Origin of the sequence: Aquabacterium sp., assembly GCF_030652515.1 — a bacterium.
Lineage (GTDB): Bacteria > Pseudomonadota > Gammaproteobacteria > Burkholderiales > Burkholderiaceae_C > Aquabacterium.
The window spans coordinates 26,942-44,165 of record NZ_JAUSAR010000116.1 but is presented as its reverse complement, the minus strand read 5'-3'; the positions used below and the strand labels follow the sequence as shown (position 1 = coordinate 44,165).

Annotated in this window: 17 protein-coding genes; 9 read left to right on the top strand and 8 right to left on the bottom strand. The window is 63.3% G+C overall.

Features of this window, described 5'->3' with window-relative positions; all coding sequences use genetic code 11:
- Positions 1–20: 20 nt before the first annotated feature.
- Positions 21–920, bottom strand: coding sequence for a DUF3034 family protein (locus Q7V20_RS13940; RefSeq protein ID WP_304792157.1), 900 nt, complete (start codon positions 918–920; stop codon positions 21–23).
- A gap of 122 nt (positions 921–1,042) precedes the next feature.
- On the opposite strand from Q7V20_RS13940, the gene Q7V20_RS13935 reads away from it, so the two are divergent.
- A complete protein-coding gene (locus tag Q7V20_RS13935; protein WP_304792154.1) occupies positions 1,043–1,537 on the top strand; it encodes a group 1 truncated hemoglobin in 495 nt (164 codons plus the stop codon).
- 33 nt (positions 1,538–1,570) lie between these two features.
- A complete protein-coding gene (locus Q7V20_RS13930) occupies positions 1,571–2,143 on the top strand; it encodes a methylamine utilization protein (RefSeq protein ID WP_304792152.1) in 573 nt (190 codons plus the stop codon).
- A gap of 127 nt (positions 2,144–2,270) precedes the next feature.
- Here the strand turns inward: Q7V20_RS13930 and Q7V20_RS13925 are convergent, their stop codons facing one another.
- On the bottom strand, positions 2,271–3,257 hold the full coding sequence (locus tag Q7V20_RS13925; protein WP_304792149.1) for an asparaginase: 987 nt from the start codon (positions 3,255–3,257) through the stop codon (positions 2,271–2,273).
- A gap of 109 nt (positions 3,258–3,366) precedes the next feature.
- Between Q7V20_RS13925 and lexA the strand changes: the two genes are divergently transcribed.
- Entirely contained in the window at positions 3,367–4,062 is a 696-nt protein-coding gene (gene lexA / locus Q7V20_RS13920) for a transcriptional repressor LexA (protein ID WP_304792146.1), read from the top strand.
- Between the two features lie 131 nt (positions 4,063–4,193).
- Positions 4,194–4,439, top strand: coding sequence for a hypothetical protein (locus Q7V20_RS13915; RefSeq protein WP_304792143.1), 246 nt, complete (start codon positions 4,194–4,196; stop codon positions 4,437–4,439).
- A gap of 93 nt (positions 4,440–4,532) precedes the next feature.
- Here the strand turns inward: Q7V20_RS13915 and phbB are convergent, their stop codons facing one another.
- From phbB to phaC, 3 genes are all read right to left on the bottom strand, one after another.
- Positions 4,533–5,270, bottom strand: coding sequence for an acetoacetyl-CoA reductase (phbB, locus tag Q7V20_RS13910; protein WP_304792141.1), 738 nt, complete (start codon positions 5,268–5,270; stop codon positions 4,533–4,535).
- Positions 5,271–5,341: 71 nt separating this feature from the next.
- On the bottom strand, positions 5,342–6,520 hold the full coding sequence (locus Q7V20_RS13905) for an acetyl-CoA C-acetyltransferase (RefSeq protein WP_304792138.1): 1,179 nt from the start codon (positions 6,518–6,520) through the stop codon (positions 5,342–5,344).
- A 57-nt stretch (positions 6,521–6,577) separates the two neighbouring features.
- Positions 6,578–8,299 carry a class I poly(R)-hydroxyalkanoic acid synthase gene (gene phaC, locus Q7V20_RS13900; RefSeq protein WP_370652472.1) on the bottom strand — a complete coding sequence of 574 codons (1,722 nt, stop codon included), beginning with the start codon at positions 8,297–8,299 and terminating at the stop codon, positions 6,578–6,580.
- A gap of 178 nt (positions 8,300–8,477) precedes the next feature.
- Between phaC and Q7V20_RS13895 the strand changes: the two genes are divergently transcribed.
- Complete coding sequence (locus Q7V20_RS13895; RefSeq protein ID WP_304792135.1) at positions 8,478–8,759, top strand: hypothetical protein; 282 nt, start codon at positions 8,478–8,480, stop codon at positions 8,757–8,759.
- Here Q7V20_RS13895 and pgeF read toward each other — a convergent pair.
- Positions 8,685–9,419: a peptidoglycan editing factor PgeF gene (gene pgeF, locus Q7V20_RS13890; protein ID WP_304792133.1), complete on the bottom strand. Its 735-nt coding sequence runs from the start codon at positions 9,417–9,419 to the stop codon at positions 8,685–8,687. The two genes, Q7V20_RS13895 and pgeF, sit on opposite strands and share 75 nt — an antisense overlap.
- Before the next feature lie 84 nt (positions 9,420–9,503).
- On the opposite strand from pgeF, the gene Q7V20_RS13885 reads away from it, so the two are divergent.
- From Q7V20_RS13885 to Q7V20_RS13870, 4 genes are read left to right on the top strand one after another with little or no spacing between them, the layout of a single operon-like run.
- The gene (locus tag Q7V20_RS13885) at positions 9,504–10,091 is read left to right on the top strand and encodes a chorismate lyase (RefSeq protein ID WP_304792130.1); all 588 of its coding nucleotides are present in this window, start codon (positions 9,504–9,506) and stop codon (positions 10,089–10,091) included.
- 29 nt (positions 10,092–10,120) lie between these two features.
- Positions 10,121–10,666: an NUDIX hydrolase gene (locus tag Q7V20_RS13880; RefSeq protein WP_304792127.1), complete on the top strand. Its 546-nt coding sequence runs from the start codon at positions 10,121–10,123 to the stop codon at positions 10,664–10,666.
- Positions 10,667–10,699: 33 nt separating this feature from the next.
- Positions 10,700–12,871 carry a type I secretion system permease/ATPase gene (locus Q7V20_RS13875; protein ID WP_304792124.1) on the top strand — a complete coding sequence of 724 codons (2,172 nt, stop codon included), beginning with the start codon at positions 10,700–10,702 and terminating at the stop codon, positions 12,869–12,871.
- Positions 12,872–12,892: 21 nt separating this feature from the next.
- The gene (locus Q7V20_RS13870; protein ID WP_304792121.1) at positions 12,893–14,335 is read left to right on the top strand and encodes an HlyD family type I secretion periplasmic adaptor subunit; all 1,443 of its coding nucleotides are present in this window, start codon (positions 12,893–12,895) and stop codon (positions 14,333–14,335) included.
- A 16-nt stretch (positions 14,336–14,351) separates the two neighbouring features.
- Here the strand turns inward: Q7V20_RS13870 and Q7V20_RS13865 are convergent, their stop codons facing one another.
- Positions 14,352–16,265 carry a LapD/MoxY N-terminal periplasmic domain-containing protein gene (locus Q7V20_RS13865; RefSeq protein WP_304792118.1) on the bottom strand — a complete coding sequence of 638 codons (1,914 nt, stop codon included), beginning with the start codon at positions 16,263–16,265 and terminating at the stop codon, positions 14,352–14,354.
- A 22-nt stretch (positions 16,266–16,287) separates the two neighbouring features.
- Complete coding sequence (locus Q7V20_RS13860) at positions 16,288–17,004, bottom strand: transglutaminase-like cysteine peptidase (protein ID WP_304792116.1); 717 nt, start codon at positions 17,002–17,004, stop codon at positions 16,288–16,290.
- Between the last annotated feature and the right edge of the window lie 220 nt (positions 17,005–17,224).

Sequence of the window (17,224 nt, the reverse complement as noted above, 5' to 3'; positions counted from 1 at the left end):
CTGGCTGCTCGGGCGCCTGCTTAAAAGGTCACTTGTCCGGACAGGTACAGGCCCTGCTGGTCCGGCTTGCTGACCACATTGCCCAGGTTCAACCATGCGGCCGTCAGGCTGACGTACCGGCTGGGAAACCAGGCCACAAACACATCCCAGGCCGCTTCTTCTTTCAGGATGGCCGCCGTGTCTTCCAGGTTGTTGGGCTTTTGGCGGTACTCGGTGCCCACGACCAGGTCGTCGCGCAGCAGCACACCCACGCTGCCTTCGGCCATCAGTTGGCGCTTGTCATGGCCGGCGCCGCCGAAACCCACCAGCCCAAACTGATTCGCACGCGTCAGGCGCAGCGTCAGGTTGGCCAACACGTTGTAGCCACCCGCCGCGCCCAGCCAAAGCTTGGTCGCCGAGGCATACACATCCACGTCGCTGTTGTCGGCGCCAAACGAGTTCACCAGTGCCTTGTCCTCGTTGGACTTGTACTGCGCGCCCACGCTGATCTGCGGGAGCCAGCTGTCCTGGTCGTACACCGCATCGCCCATCACTTTCACCTTCACACCCAGCGAGTTCATCTCGATGGATTTATCTGGCACGACATCGCTGAGCTTGAAGCTCCAGCGCGCCATGCTCAATTCCACCCGGTCGTGGATGCCCACTGCCGCGCCCGCCACCTTCAGCTCATAGCCATCGTTGGTTCTGGTGTGCGTGACAAAGGCTGAGCCCCCGATCTGATTGCTGCTGCCACTGCCTGCGATGGTGGCCCAAGGCGTGAGCCCGCCGCCGCCTGCGCCTTCCACCTGAGTAACGCCCCAGGTGGCCAGAAGCCGGTCACCCGCGCGAGCCGAATTGGGCACCAACACCGCACACGCGGCCGCCACCGCCAAGGTGAGCCACGCATTTTTTCGGGTTTGACTTGCCGGGAATCGCTGCATGCTGAACTGCCTTTTCACGGCCCAATCGGGCCAAAACACCTTTGTTTGACAGATCGGTATCGACCAGAACGCCTCAACATTGAGTTGCAAACGCCGAAAGAAGGATCACAAAGGTGGCATTCATGAAACTTTCAGACCTGCGCATTCAACTCACGCCCGAGCGCAAGCGCAACCTCATCACCCTGGTGGTGGGCCTGACCATCAGTTGGACACTGGCCAGCCTGATGGCCTGCGCATCCTCCACGAAACCCAGCACCAGCGCTCCGCTGTACCAGCAACTGGGCGGTGTCGCCAGCATCACGCAGATCACCGACCGCACGCTGGACCGGGTCTCTACCGATCCGCGCACCCAACGCACCTTTGCGAACATCAAGATGAAAGCGCTCAAGGAGAGCGTGGCCACTTACGTCTGCAAGGTGGCCGATGGTCCCTGCGTCTACGAAGGTGAAACCATGCGCAATTCACACGCGGACCTGGGCATCACCGGCGCCGAATTCGACCTGATGGTGGAAGTCCTGCGTGATGAAATCAACCGGGCCCAAGCGCCCACCGGGGCCAAGAACGAGTTGCTCAAGCGCCTGGCGCCCACGCGCCGCGACATCGTCAAGAACTCCTGAGCCACCGTCCTGATGTCACCCGCAGCACGAATCGTGATCCTGACCGCCCTCAGTGCGGCCAGCCTGGGCACCCACGCCGCGCCGCAGGCCATCCTGGTCACCAATGAGGCGGGCCAGCCTGTGGCGCACGCAGCGGTGTCGGTGTACATCAAAGGCACGCGCGCCATGGCCACCACCAGCGCGACCGCCAACATGGCCCAGAAGGGCCGCGCCTTCCAGCCCACCGTGCTGGTCGTGCAAACCGGCACGCCCGTGCTGTTCCCCAATTTCGACACGGTTCGCCACCATGTCTACTCTTTCTCGCCCATCAAGAAGTTCGAGATCAAGCTTTACGCCGGCACACCGGCCGCACCCGTGGTGTTCGACAAAGCCGGCACGGCCACGCTGGGCTGCAACATCCACGACCAGATGCTGGGCTACATCCACGTGGTCGACACACCTCACTTTGGTGTGAGCGGTACCGATGGTCAGTTGAACCTGGACCTGCCGGCTGGCGAACACCGCGTCCAGATCTGGTGGCCCGCCCTGGGCGAAGCCAATCCCGGCGTCGAGCAGGGGCTCAAGGCCGGCGGCGGCCAGGCCGTCATGCTGCGCGTCAAATCCTGATCCGCACGCGGGCCTGGGCTGTCATCAGCCTGTCATGACCTGGCTCTAAAGTCACGGCTGTCTCGGGGCAAATGCTTGCCTCAGGGATGAAGGCAGCACTTGGCTAGTCGGACACCGCAGCACGGGTTCAGTCCTTCATCCCGCCACACGGGACACCCAACAAATCCAGCATCAAGGCCACACGGGCCTGGGCCGCCGTCAGCGTGCCCGCCGCGGGCCAATGATCGCCCTCACGCGACAGCACCCCGCCCCGCGCGACCCGGCTGCTTCGCCAGACCCTGATGCCTTGCAGCTCGGCCTTCTCAAGAGCCCGCGTCAATGCCTGGTGGATGGTGCCGTGACCGGTGCTGGCCACCACCAAACCACCCACGGCGTGACCAAGCTGCTGGCCTTGCGTCAGAAGCGCTTCCACCAGGCGCCCGTCGGCACCCGCATGGCTGGTCACGATCTCAACACGAGGGGGCACCCCACCAGGCTCCAGGCAGGACCACCCGCCGCGGCCTGGAGACGGCCAGGGCATGCCCTCCAGGATGGTGCCGCTGTCGGTGATGCGCCCCAAAGGCACATCGCCACCGCCGTCAAACGCATCATCGATGTGCCAGGTGTGAGATTTGCGCACGGCATGCCCGGGCCAGATCACCCCTGCCATCACCGCCACGACGCCAGCCCACCCTTGAGCCGCCGCGTGCTCAGCCACCCGCACCGCGTCACGCAGATTGCGAGGCCCATCCGCCTGAGCCGAGGTCGCGGCGCGCATGGCCGCCGTCAGGACCACGGGCTTGTGGACATCCAGCAAACGGTGCAACAGGTAAGCGGTTTCTTCCAGGGTATCGGTGCCATGGGTGATCACCACCGCTCCGACGTCATTGCGCGCCAGAACTTCCTGAAGCTGATCGGCCAGGGCCTGCCACACCGACCAGTCCATGTCCTTGCTGTCGATCTGCGCGACTTGCCGGGTTTCCAGCGCCAAGCCTGCCAAACCTGGCACAGCCTGCAGCAACTGTTCAACACTCAGCTGTGCAGCCCGGTAGCTCACATCGTCAGGTCCCGCCCCCGTGCCTGCAATCGTGCCACCGGTGCCCAGCACCACCACCAAGGGCGAATTCACATCCATGTCACGCACTTTCATCAAAAACACTGGACAAACGAACAGGCCTGTATAGAATGACAGTCAACCAAGCCATCCAGCGGTTAGCAGATCACACAAGCAACCAAACAGCCAGATGAACGATAAACCCAAACTCACGCCCCGCCAGCAAGAGATCTTCGAGCTGATCCAGCGGGCCATCGCGCGCACCGGTGCACCACCCACCCGCGCAGAAATCGCCACCGAGTTGGGTTTTCGCTCGGCCAATGCCGCTGAAGAACACCTGCAAGCACTGGCGCGCAAAGGTGTGATCGAGTTGCTGGGCGGCACATCACGTGGCATCCGGCTCAAGGCCGGCACCCTGCGCACCGTGAACGAAACCCGCAAGAAATCCGGCTCTGCTGGCGCTCCGTTCAATTTGAGCCTGCCGGGTCTTGAGCAACTGGTGCTGCCGCTGATCGGTCGGGTGGCCGCCGGCAGCCCCATCCTCGCGCAAGAGCACGTTGAGCAAAGTTATTCGCTTGAACCCAGCCTGTTCTCCAAGCGCCCCGACTACCTCTTGCGCGTGCGCGGCATGAGCATGAAAGACATCGGCATCCTCGACGGCGACCTGCTGGCTGTGGCCCGCGCCAAAGAAGCCCGCAATGGCCAGATCGTGGTGGCGCGCCTGGGCGATGAAGTCACCGTGAAGCGCTTCATGCGCACGGCCAAAGGCATTGAGCTGTTGCCCGAAAACGCTGATTTCCAACCCATCATCGTGCCGCCCGACCACCCCGAGTTCGAACTCGAAGGGCTGGCCGTGGGCCTGATCCGAAATCAGCTCTTGATGTGATCTAACTTGCCATGTTGGCAACGTCACCGTGCGGGTGGCGGGCATTTGCGCCTCTGTTGAGCGTGCAGTCCCGCACGTTGACGCCATTTTGGAATCCTGCCGAACTTCAATCGTTGTTGCCGGAGTTCTCCATGATTCATCACTTTGCCCGTGCTTTTTTTGTTCGCTCTTCCAACGCTGCGCGTGCCGTGGCCGCTCGCACCGAGCCCAGCTTCGCGCCCGAGCAGCGGCTCACGAGCCCTGGGGTCATCACCCCACGTCGATTGCGCATCAGCAGCGACCCGGCCGATGCCCGCCGCACCGTCATCGCAGGCCGGTTCGCCGATGTTTGCGCCGCGCTCGACCGCCTGGTGCTGGAGCAAGAAGCAGCCGCCTGAAACACCACGGCTGTCCAGGCGAGAAAAAGCCCCGCGATCCAAAGACCTGCGGGGCTTTTTGGTCAAGCCAACGCCAATGCCAAGGGCACAGACTCAGCCCATGTGCAGACCACCGTTGATCGAGAAATCCGCACCCGTGGCAAAGCCCGACTCGTCGCTGGACACCCACGACACCATCGAGGCGATGTCTTCAGGCGTGCCCAGGCGCTTCACCGGAATCGTGGCCACGATCTTGTCCAGCACGTCCTGGCGAATCGCGCGCACCATGTCGGTGCCAATGTAGCCTGGGGACACGGTGTTCACCGTCACACCCTTGTTGGCCACTTCCTGGGCCAGGGCCATGGTGAAGCCATGCATGCCAGCCTTGGCGGCCGAGTAGTTGGTTTGGCCAAACTGGCCCTTCTCGCCATTGACCGAGCTGATGTTGACCACGCGGCCCCAACCCCGGTCCACCATGTCATCAATGACCTGCTTGGTCACGTTGAACAGGCTGTTCAGGTTGGTGTCCATCACCGCATCCCAATCGGCCTTGGTCATTTTGCGGAACATGCCGTCACGCGTGATGCCGGCGTTGTTGACCAGCACATCAACCGGGCCATGCTCGGCGCGCGTTTTCTTGAAGGCTTCCACGGTGGAATCCCAATCGGCCACATTGCCCACTGAAGCGTAGAAGTTGTAGCCCAGCGCCTTTTGCTCATCCAGCCACTTCTTGAAGTCACGACTGGGCCCGCAGCCTGCGATCACCTTGAAACCGTCTTTGTGCAGACGCTGGCAGATCGAGGTGCCGATGCCGCCCATACCGCCGGTCACGTAGGCCACTTTTTGACTCATGGAATGCTCCTCTTTTGGGGAAAAAATCTAATCGTTGCGAGAGAGAAAGGAATAAAGAACAAATCGGGCGATCAGCGTTCGACCGTCAGGGCCACGCCCATGCCGCCGCCGATGCACAGTGAAGCAATGCCTTTGTGGGCATCGCGTTTTTGCATTTCGTGCAGCAGCGTGACCAGCACGCGGCAGCCCGAAGCTCCGATGGGGTGGCCGATGGCGATGGCGCCACCGTTGACATTGACCTTGCTGGTGTCCCAGCCCATTTCCTTGTGCACGGCGCAAGCCTGCGCAGCAAAGGCTTCGTTGATTTCAAGCAGGTCCAGGTCGGCCGCCTTCCAGCCGGCGCGTTCCAGCGCACGGCGTGATGCGGGCACGGGCCCCATGCCCATGTAGGCCGGATCCAGCGCAGCGCTGGCATAAGAGGCGATGCGTGCCAGGGGCGTCAAGCCCAGCTGCTGGGCTTTCTTGGCGCTCATGACCATCACGGCCGCCGCGCCATCGTTCAAGCCCGAGGCATTGCCAGCCGTCACGGTACCCGCCTTGTCGAAGGCAGGGCGCAAGCCTGCCAGCACCTCGGCGGTAGATTTGCGGTTGACGAACTCATCGGTGTCAAACACCAACGGGTCACCCTTGCGTTGGGCAATCAGCACCGGGGCGATCTCGTCCTTGAATCGACCGGAATCAACCGCAGCCGCAGCCTTCTGTTGCGAAGCCAGCGCCAGCGTATCCTGCTGCTCACGGCTGATCTCGTACTTCTTGGCCACGTTCTCGGCGGTGATCCCCATGTGGTACTGGTTGTAGACGTCCCACAGGCCATCGGTGATCATGGTGTCGATCAGTTTCCAGTCGCCCATGCGCTGGCCTTCGCGCGAACCGGGCAAGACGTGCGGGGCCAGGCTCATGCTCTCCTGGCCACCCGCGATCACGATCTCGGAGTCTCCGTCGCGGATGGACTGAGCGGCCAGCATCACGGCCTTCAGGCCCGAGCCACACACCTTGTTGATGGTGAAGGCAGGCACGCCCTGCGGCAAACCTGCCTTGATCACGGCCTGGCGGGCCGGGTTCTGGCCACAACCGGCCGCCAGCACCTGGCCCAGGATCACTTCGCTGATCTGGTCACCCGCCAACTTGGTGCGTTTGAGCAAATCCTGGATCACCACGGCCCCCAGTTCGGAGGCAGGGGTTTTGGCCAAGGTGCCGCCAAACTTGCCCACGGCGGTGCGAGAAGCAGCCACGATCACGATGTCAGTCATGACAGGTTCCTTTTTATTCCAGAAGGTCAATCAGCGATGAAGAATGATGAGCGCGGTTCACGCCTTGCGCAAGACGTAACGGCCCGGGGCCGGTTCGATCGGCCGATGTTTTTTGCTGCCCAACTGCTTGGGTGCCGCAATCTGCTTGCCCGCGTGCTTGCCCAGCCATTCGGCCCAGGTGGTCCACCAACTGCCGGGATGCTCTTGCGCCGTGGCCATCCATTCTTTGGCGGTGGGCGGGAATGTGCCTGGCTTGCCGCTGGTCCAGTAGCTGCGCTTGTTTTTCTGCGGCGGATTGATGACCCCCGCGATGTGACCTGAGGCGCCCAGCACGAAGGTGATGGGCCCTTGCGTCAACTGGGTGGAGGCGTAAGCACTGTCCCACGGGACGATGTGGTCTTCACGCGAACCGTACACAAAAGTGGGCATGTCCAGACGGCGCAAATCCACAGGCTGGCCGCACACCGTCACGGCATTGGGCTGGGCCAGCTTGTTTTCCAGGTAGGTGTTGCGCAGGTACCAGCAATACATGGGGCCGGGCAGGTTGGTGCTGTCGCCGTTCCAGTACAGCAGGTCGAAAGCCGGCGGCTTTTCACCCTTGAGGTAATTGCCCACCACGTAGTTCCAGACCAGGTCGTTGGCGCGGAGGAACGAGAACGTGGCGGCCAATTCGCCGCCGCGCATCAGGCCCCCGCCTTGCGGGCTGCGTTCGCCAATGCTGGTTTCGCGCATCTGCACCATCGCCTCGTCCACGAACAAATCCAGGGTGCCGGTGTTGATGAAGTCCAGGAAGGTGGTCAGCAAGGTCATGCTGGCCGCGGGCTTGTCGCCACGCGCGTCCATCACCGCCAGGGCCGTGGCCAGCAAGGTGCCGCCCACGCAAAAACCCAGCGTGTTGATCTTTTCTGCGCCCGTGATCTCTCGGACCACGTTGATGGCCTCGATCGTGCCTTTTTCGATGTAGTCGTCCCAGGTGGACTGGGCCAGGTCTTCATCGGCATTGACCCAACTGACCACGAACACGCGGTGGCCCTGCGAGACGGCAAACCGCACCAGCGAATTGTCGGGCTGCAGGTCCAGGATGTAGAACTTGTTGATGCACGGCGGCACGATCAACAAGGGCAAGGCGTGGACCTTGTCGGTCAGCGGCTTGTACTCGATCAACTGCAGGTATTCGTTCTCGAACACGACCGAGCCTTCAGAGGTGGCCACGTTGCGGCCCACTTCGAACACGCTTTCGTCGGTCTGCGACATGTGCCCCTGGCGGATGTCGCTCAGCAGCATCTGCAGGCCTTGGGTGATGCTCTCGCCCTTGGACTCGATGGCTTTTTTCTGCGCCTCGGGGTTCAGCGCCAGGAAGTTGGAGGGCGCGGCCGCGTCCACCCATTGCTGCACGGCAAAGCGCACACGATCGCGGGCTTTTTCGTCGCCGCTCAGGCTGTCAGCCAGGCGCTGCAAGGTGCGCGCGTTGAGCAAATACATCGAGGCCATGAAAGCGCTGGCCGGCGTGCTGCTCCATTCGGGCGCGGCAAAGCGGCGATCGTCGGGCTTGAGTTGTCCGGGTTGCTCCAGCGCCTGGTTCCACAAGGTCGTCGCCTGATCGACATACTCTTGCTGGATGCGGGACATCTGGTCCCAAGGCACAGTCAAGCCAGCAATGGATTGCAGGCTGGTGCCCACGCTGTCGGTCAGAATCTGCGTGGATTCAAGCGGTGGCGGCGGGTTCGCGGCGGAAGCATTCGTCGATTTTTTTGAGCGAGACCGTTGAATGACAGCCATATGTCTCCTTGGCAGGACCTGCGAGGTTGCGAACACCCGGGTGGGTGCATCAATGTTGCCGTATTCTGAGCACAGTTTTTTTACGGTGGATCAACATCTGTCCTCGGTTTGATGTGTTTTCGCCTCACTCAAAGCAAACTTCGGGCCGCCCATGGCTTGACAAAGGCCCTGACCTGAAATGTGGATCGTTGCGATAGCCTGGATGTTCGTGGTGATGTTGATGACGGTGGCCGAAGCCGTCAGCCCCGTCGGCAGCGTGCTGGGGGCAATCGTCACCTTTTTCTTGTACGGCGTCGGCCCCTTGGCCTTGGTGATGTACCTGCTGGGCACACCGATGCGCCGACAGGCCCGCCGCGCGAAAGAGGCCGCCGAAGACGCACAAGCCTCACGCGCCGTCGAGCCAGATGCAGGCGGCCTGCCGCCCAGTGACACGGTCACGCCGGAACGAAAAGAAGCGTGAAGGCTCGGACACCGTGCACCACTGGCCCCCTTCGATGCGTTTGAGGCCCACCGATTGAAGCCGGTCTGCCGCCAAACCTGCCAGGTCTGCCAGCCAACGGTCCGGTGACTGCCGGACGAAGCGATGATGGTCTTGGGTGGGATCAACGCCGAAACCTGTCAGAACATCAACGCCCACCTGGAACGCTGTCGGGCCTATGCAGGGGCCCAGCCAGACCTGCAAGTCGGCCGGATCAGATGAGGTCGCCTCGCACAGGGCGGCCACCCCAGCGTCGGCGATGCCCAGGCCATTCAAGTCACCGGCCCCAGCCAGGCCCCGCCAACCCGCGTGCAGCGCCGCCACACCGCGCCCCTCTGGCGCCACCAGCAGGATGGGCAGGCAGTCGGCCACCATGATGGCGCAAACCAGGCCGGGCTCGGTGGTGAACACGCCATCGGCTTGTGTCTCGGCCAAGGCGCCTGCGTTCGCCTGGGTCAAGCGCACCACGCGGTGGCCGTGCACCTGCTGCAACCAAACGGGTTGGGCTTGCAAAGCGGCTGCCAGTTCGGCGCGGTGCTTCAACACATCGGCCAGGTCATCGCCCACATGGTTGCCCAGGTTGAACCCGTCCCAGGGTGGCTGGCTGGCGGTGGCGATGTTCAAGCTTTCGCGCGCCGTCATGAGCGCGCGCACGCCCGGCCCGAACGGCGGGGAAATCCAGCCCGCAGGCCAAGGTTGGGGTGTCGAGGCTATCATCGCGGCCCGATGCTACCTCGTTCCGCCGCCCCCAGTTTGCCCAACCACCGCAGCGCCCGCCACCATGGTCGGCGTCGCGATCCCCACCCCTCCAGCGCATCGCTGCACGCCTGGCTGACCGCCACGGGCTCGCTCACCGCGCGGTTGCGGGCGCATGGCGTGGTCGAGGTTCGGGTGCAGCGCCAGGGCAGCCAACGCCTTTGGCCGCAAGAGCGCCAAGACCTGGCCTGCCGCAGTGGCCACGTCCGCGAAGTGGTGCTCCTGCTCGATGGTGTGCCCGTGGTCTGGGCACGCAGCGCCACCTCGCACCGCGCACTGCAAGGCACCTGGAAAGCGCTGACCGGCCTGGGCACGCGACCGCTGGCCGAGCTGCTGTTCCAGCGCAGCCATGTCTGCCGCGAACCTCTGCGCATCCAGCAACTGGCCCGACATGGCCGGGCCGAATCGCGGCTGCGCGCGGCATGGCCGGGCAGACATCCGCGCTGGGCACGCAGCTCGGTGTTCTGGCAGCACGGGCAGGCCCTGCGGGTGATGGAGTCTTTCGCCCCCTGGATCGTGCAACTGGACGCCCACCGCTTGACCCGCCACGCCGACTGATCCAGCCTGATGCCCTTACACTGAGGCCCATGCTTTTTTCACGCCGCATCGAGCACTGTCAAGTCTGTGGCACCCGAGTCGAATATCGCGTGCCCGATGACGACAACCGGGAGCGCGCGGTCTGCCCCGCCTGCCACCATGTCCACTATGTGAACCCGCTCAACGTGGTGGGTACCCTTCCCATTTGGGAAGACAAGGTGCTACTGTGTCGGCGCAACATCGAGCCTCGCAAAGGTTTCTGGACCTTGCCCGCCGGCTTCATGGAGTTGGGCGAAAGCACCGAAGAAGGCGCTGCCCGCGAAACCGACGAAGAAGCCGGCGCCCACTTCGAGATGCAAGGCCTGTATTGCGTGATCAATGTGCTGACGGCCGGCCAGGTGCATTTTTTCTACCGCGCACGCCTGCTGGACACCGATTTCGCGCCGGGCCCGGAAACCATCGAGGCCCAATTGTTCAGCGAGAAGGACATCCCCTGGAACGAACTGGCCTTCCGCACTGTCCGCATGACGCTTGAAAAGTACTACGCCGACCGCGTAAGTGGTCAATTTGGCGTCCACTGTGCCGATATCCGTTGAGTGAACAAGCCCCAGGAACCCATTGCCGCGGTCATGCCGCCATCCAGCACATCGCCTGCTGACGCCACGGCTCGCCTGCGCGAGGATCTGATCGCCCCCGACCCACTGCTGGATTGCCTGATCGAAGTGGCACGGCTGCATGGCCATGCGGCCACCCGCGCCTCCTTGTCAGCCGGGCTGCCGATGGACAAAGGCCCCCTGCCCTTGGCACTGGGCGAACGGGCTGCCGCACGGGCTGGCCTGGCCGCCAAGCTGCAGCGCCTGAGCCTGAAAGACATCGACGACAAGACCCTGCCCGCGATCCTGGTCCTCAAGGACAACCAGGCTTGCGTGCTGCTCAGCCAGGATGCCCAGGGCAAGGCCAAGGTGCTGCTGCCGGAGACCGGGCAAGGCAGCATCGAGCTGTCCGCGCAGGAGATGGCCGCGCGTTACAGCGGCATCGTGTTGTTCGCCCGGCCCCATTTCAGATTCGACGAGCGCACGCCTGAAGTGCGCGACACCAAAACCGGCCACTGGTTCTGGGGCGCCGTGCTGGCCCAGCGCTTTGTCTACCGTGACGTGCTGTCGGCCGCCCTGCTGATCAACCTGTTCGCCCTGGCCTTTCCCATTTTTTCGATGAACGTGTATGACCGGGTGGTGCCCAACCACGCTGTCGAAACCCTGTGGGCGCTGGCCATCGGCGTGATGCTGGTGCAGGCCTCGGACCTGGCCATGCGCCTGTTGCGCAGCCACTTTGTGGACGAGGCCAGCGCGCGCATCGATGTGCAAATCTCGGCCACGCTGATGGAGCGCGTGCTGGGCATGAAACTGGAGAATCGACCGCAGTCGGTGGGCTCCTTCGCGGCCAACCTGCGTGGCTTCGAGCAAGTGCGCGATTTCATCGCCTCCAGCACCGTCACTGCCCTGGTCGACCTGCCCTTCGCCTTGCTGTTCGTGGTCGTCATTGGCTGGATCTCGCTGTGGCTGGTGATCCCGGTGGTGCTGGTGTTCACCTTCATCCTGGTGGCAGGCTATGTGCTGCAGCACCGCCTGCACGAGTTGTCGCAAAGCACCTACCAGGCGTCGGCCCAACGCAATGCCACGCTGGTGGAAAGCCTGACCGGCATCGAGACCATCAAATCGCAAGGCGCCGAAGGCCTGATCCAGGCCCGTTGGGAGCGCGCCAACCAGTACCTCGCCAAGCTGAACGTGCGCATGCGCGGGTTGTCGTCCAGTGCCATGTACACCACGGCCAGCCTGCAACAACTGGTCTCGGTCGCCATCATTTTGATCGGCGTGTACCTGATCACCGACAAGAGCCTGACCATGGGCGGATTGATCGCCGCGACCATGCTGGCGGGCCGCGCGCTGGCACCCGCAGGTCAGATCGTGGGCCTGCTGATGCAGTACCAGGGCGCTGTCACCGCGATGGAGTCGCTCAACAAGATCATGGACCAGCCGGTGGAGCGCCCCCTGGGCACCAACTTCGTGGAACGCCGCGAGATCAAGGGCGAGATCGAATTTCGCCATGTGTCGTTCGCCTACCCCGGCCGCCAGGATTCCGCGCTGGACAACATCAGCTTCAAGATCAAGCCGGGTGAAAAGGTCGCCCTGATCGGCAAGGTGGGTTCCGGCAAGACCACGCTGCAAAAACTGATCCTGGGCCTGTACCAGCCTGCCCAGGGCGCGGTGCTGCTGGACGGCATCGACATGCGCCAGCTCGACCCCGCCGACGTGCGCCGCAACTTGGGCTATGTCTCGCAAGACGTCACCTTGTTCTTCGGCACGCTGCGCGAAAACATCATCTTTGGCATGCCCCATGCGCAAGACGACGCCATCGTGGCAGCCTCCGAGCTGGCCGGCATCAGCGACATGATCCACCGCCATCCGCAAGGCTTTGACATGCCCGTGGGCGAGCGTGGCGAGTTGCTGTCGGGCGGACAACGGCAAGGCGTGGGCATCGCCCGCGCGGTGCTGCACAACGCACCCATCCTGCTGCTGGACGAACCCACCAGCGCCATGGACTTCTCCACCGAGGCCTTCGTCACCCAGCGCATGAAAGAGTTTTCGGCCGGCAAGACCGTGGTGCTGGTCACGCACCGCACCTCCATGCTGTCTTTCGTCGACCGCGTCATCGTGGTCGACCAGGGCAAGGTCATGGCCGATGGTCCGCGCGAGCAGATCCTGCAGGCACTGGCGTCCGGGCGCATCGCCCGCGCTGTCTGAAGCAGCACCAAGGCAGCGACCATGAAGACACTCATGAAACTGGGCCAAGTGATGATCGCCGTGCTGGAGTCGATCCGGCGCTTCACCGCGCCCGCCACCGATTGGTTGCTGGACCACATCGCCGGGCCGCGCGTCACCGCCGAATCCGCCCAGGCCGCCGGCATGCGCAGCTTCGAGCTGGACGCCGATGCGGTCATGTCCACCCACGGCACCTACCGCGCCCAGACCCTGGTGCGCTCAGCCATGTTCGTGGTGCTGGGTCTGATCGTCTGGGCCGCCGTCGCCGAGATCGATGAAGTCACCAAGGGCGAGGCCAAGGTCATCCCCTCGCGGCAACTGCAGGTCATCCAGTCTTACGACGGCGGTGTGGTGTCGGAGATCCTGGTCAAGGAAGGCCAGGTGGTCGAGCAAGGCCAGTTGCTGCTGAAGATTGACGAAACCCGGGCCACCTCCGGCATGCGCGAAAGCAACGCCAACGCCTTTGCACTGCGCACCAAGCTCGCCCGCTTGAAAGCACTGGCCGAAGGCGGGGCCTTTGCGCCGCCCACGCCCACCACCGACAACGCCGACGAACTGCGCATCGTCGACGAGGAACGCCAGCTCTACGATGCCAAGCGCGCTGAACTGGCCTCCATGATCGGCATCAACCAACAACAACTGGCACAGCGGCAGCAAGAGTTGAGCGAAATGCGCTCACGCCGCGAATCCGCTGTGCGCACCCTGGATCTGTCGCAACAGGAGCTGGCCAAGACCCGCCCCTTGCTGGCCACCGGTGCAGTTTCTGAAGTGGAAGTGCTGAGGCTGGAGCGTGACGTCAGCAAGGCCAGGGGCGACATGGAGCAAGCTGGCGCGCAAAGCGGCCGCGTGATGGCCGCCATCAATGAAGCGCAACGCAAGATCCAGGAAACCGAACTCACCTTCCGCAACGAGGTCCGCAAGGATTTGTCGGACGTGCTGGGCAAGCTCAACGCCCTGAACGAAGGCGCTGTGGCCTTGGCCGACAAGGTCGACAAAGCCCAGGTGAAGTCGCCGGTTCGCGGTCGCATCCAGCGCCTGCTGGCCAACACCGTGGGCGGCGTGGTGCAGCCTGGCAAAGACATCCTGGAAATCGTGCCGCTGGACGATGCCCTGGTGCTGGAAGCCCGCGTGCAACCGCGCGACATCGCCTTCATCCACCCCGGTCAGGCCGCCACCGTCAAGCTCACGGCGTACGACTTTTCCATCTACGGCGGCATGGACGCCATCGTGGAAAACATCAGCCCCGACACCATCACCGACGAGCGCGGCGTCAACACCTATTACGTCGTGCGCGTGCGCACCAAGGCTGCCAACTTCAGCGCCAAGATGCCCATCATCCCAGGCATGACGGCCGAGGTGGACATCCTCACCGGCAAGAAAACGGTGCTGTCCTACCTGCTCAAGCCCGTGCTCAAAGCGCAGGCCTACGCGCTGCGAGAGCGCTGAAGAAGAACCCGCCGCCTCATTCCTTGACGGCCGGCCCGGTCACCCCATCGATGCCGCAATTGATCAAGGCGGGAATGTCTTCAAGCTCGGTCACGCCTTCCGCGTAAACCTGCAAACCCAGGCCATGCAGCATGGACGCCGTGGCCGCCACAAAGGCCGCACGCGCCAGGTCCTGCGCCACACCCTGCACCACCGAGGCGTCCAGCTTGACGTAGTCCAGGCCCGCCTCGAACAGGAACTCGATGCGCGTCAGGCGCTCACCGGCGTGCTCCAGTCCAATGCGGGCGCCCAGCGGACGCAACTGCTTGCACAGCTCTCGCACCAGTTCAAAACGCTCGACCGCCGCCACTTCCGAGACCTCAAGCCACAAAAACTGAGCCTCGTCGGGCGCTTCGGCCAGACGCGCACGCAGACGCGGCACGAAACCACTGTCCAGCAAAGACGCGGGCGACAAGTTGACCCCGCGCGGCTGCTGGTCAGACGCGATCTGCGACAAGGCCAGGGCCACCGCGGCTTCGTCAATCTGCGAAATCAGGTTGCAACGCAAAGCCATGGGCAACCAATGCGCTGCGGATTCGAACGGCCCACCCGGCTCCAACTGCATGCGCATCGGCGACTCGTGATGCACCAGCTTTGACTCACGGTCCAGCAAGGGGAAGCGCACCAACAGTAAACGGTCTTCGAGTAAGGCAGAACTCATGCGGCGGCGCCACTCATCCTCGCCCATGGCCGATTCAGACGCCGGACTCAACTGCGACAACTCCACCGCGAAGCCGCCACGGCTCTCAGCACGAGCCAGGGCCGAATCGGCTGCGGCCAACACCTGCTGCATGGCCACACCACGCTCCCAGTGTGTGGCACCCACCACCACACTGGCACTCGTGCCCAGCTCGGCAAAAGCACGTTTGATGGCGTCGGCGTAATGCTCAGGCTGGGGCAAAGGCACGTCGTCGTGCGTCAGGCACACCGCGAAATCGCCGCCATTCAGGCGCCCGATGGCCATGCCCACCACGCCCACCGACACCTCATTCAGCACCGCCGCCAGCTTCTGCAGCAACACATCGGTCTGCCGGTGCCCCATCACCCGGTTGACCATGGCCAGGTCCACCACGCGGATCATGCACAGCAAACCGCGGCCCGAACCCTCATCGTTGTTCAAGGCAGCACCCAGCTGAGCCACAAAGTGCGTCCGGTTGGACAGGCCAGTCAATGGGTCGCAATGCGCCTGCTTGCGCAACTGCTCCACCTGAAAAGCCTGGTCGTCAAACTGAGACTTGAGCCGCTCGACCACCGCGTTCATGGCCTGGCTCAAACGCGCCAACTCGGGTACCCGGGGCTCCTCGACCGTGATGAAACGCCGCTCCATCAAGGCCTGGGCCTGCCCGACGGTGGCATCCAGCGGCCGGCGAATGGCGCGCACCCCGAAGCTGGCACCCAGGCCCGCCAAGGCCCCCAACGCCGCCAACCACATCGCCGTGGTGATGCTGCCTTGCCACAACTGGTCATCGGCAAACGACGAATGGCTGACCACCTCCACCGAGCCCAAGGCGCGCCAGCCATCGGACACCTGCGCCACACCTGGCGTGGAATCGATCGACAGCATGTTCACGAACCAGGTCGGCGCGTGTGAATCGGTGCGCTTTTGGTCGGCCTCGTGGTTGGACACCACCTGCCCGCGCGGATCCCGCAGCGAGATGCGCTTGTAGAAGCCGGTGTCGAACTGGGCCGCCACCACCAGGTCCATCAAGGCCAGATCGCCCTTTTGCTGCGACAGCCCCAAGGCCAAGGACTGGGCGTTGTCCGCGTTTTTCAGGCGCAACTGCGTCTCCAGATAGTTCCGCGACGAAACCATCCAGACCGCGAAGCTGCCCAGAAAAGCCATCAGCAGCGTCACCACCAACAGCAGCCAGATCTGACGAATCAGCGACATGCAGTGTCCCTTGTCATCCACATCACCACCAACCCTCCGCCCGTGTCTTGGTCAACACCTCTCGCCAGCGCGAAAGACGTGCCACCGGATCCCCAGCCGTGGTACTGCCCACACCTTGCCACAAACCTTCGGCATTGAAGCTGAAAACAGGCGCCAAATCCGGCCTCCTGGACGCGGGCCGGATGTCCGTGATCAGGTTATCCAGGATCAAAGGCTCGGCCAGGGGCTCAGGATAGTAAGCCAGCACCATGTGCGCCAGGATCGCACCACCCAGCTCGGCCCGCACATAAACCAGCCTCATCTTCGCCGCAGGCACGCCCGCCGCGATCAGGGACAAATACTTGCCAATGGCATAGTCCTCGCAATCGCCAGCGCCCTTGTTCAGCATTTCCAGCGGCGTGGCCCAGTAGTCAACCTGCCCCCAGACGTCACGGTCATCACGGTATTCCACGCGGCGGTTGAAAAATGAATTGATGCGCTTGAGGCGACTGGCTTCGTCGCTGGAGGCGGCCTCGGCGACCTCCTGGATCAGGGCCTGGGCCTGATTGGCCGTGCTCGGCCCCATCCGTTGCGCCGCCGACATGATCTTTTGAGACTCAAAAGCACTGCCAACGGGCCCGATCAGCAAGCTGCCCACCACCATCCAGCGCACCAGCCAGGCCCCGAACGTGCTTGCAACACCCCGCCCCGGCCAGCCTCCCTTCAAGGGCAATGTCAATGCGGCACGGGCCAGGCTCATTCCAATGGGGGCTCAGTCAAGGGTCAAGGTCGCCAACAGTCACCTCACTGAATCGACAGCCCCCGCCCAAACTTGATGCCCGTCCCGCTCCGAGGCCACTTCTGGCGCGAAATCACCGAAATGGGTGAATGCTCATGTAACGATTGATGACAAAATGAGCGTGCTTTGCCCAAGGCTTTTGCGGCCACAACCCCAGGAACGAGGTCAGATTTGAAAAAAG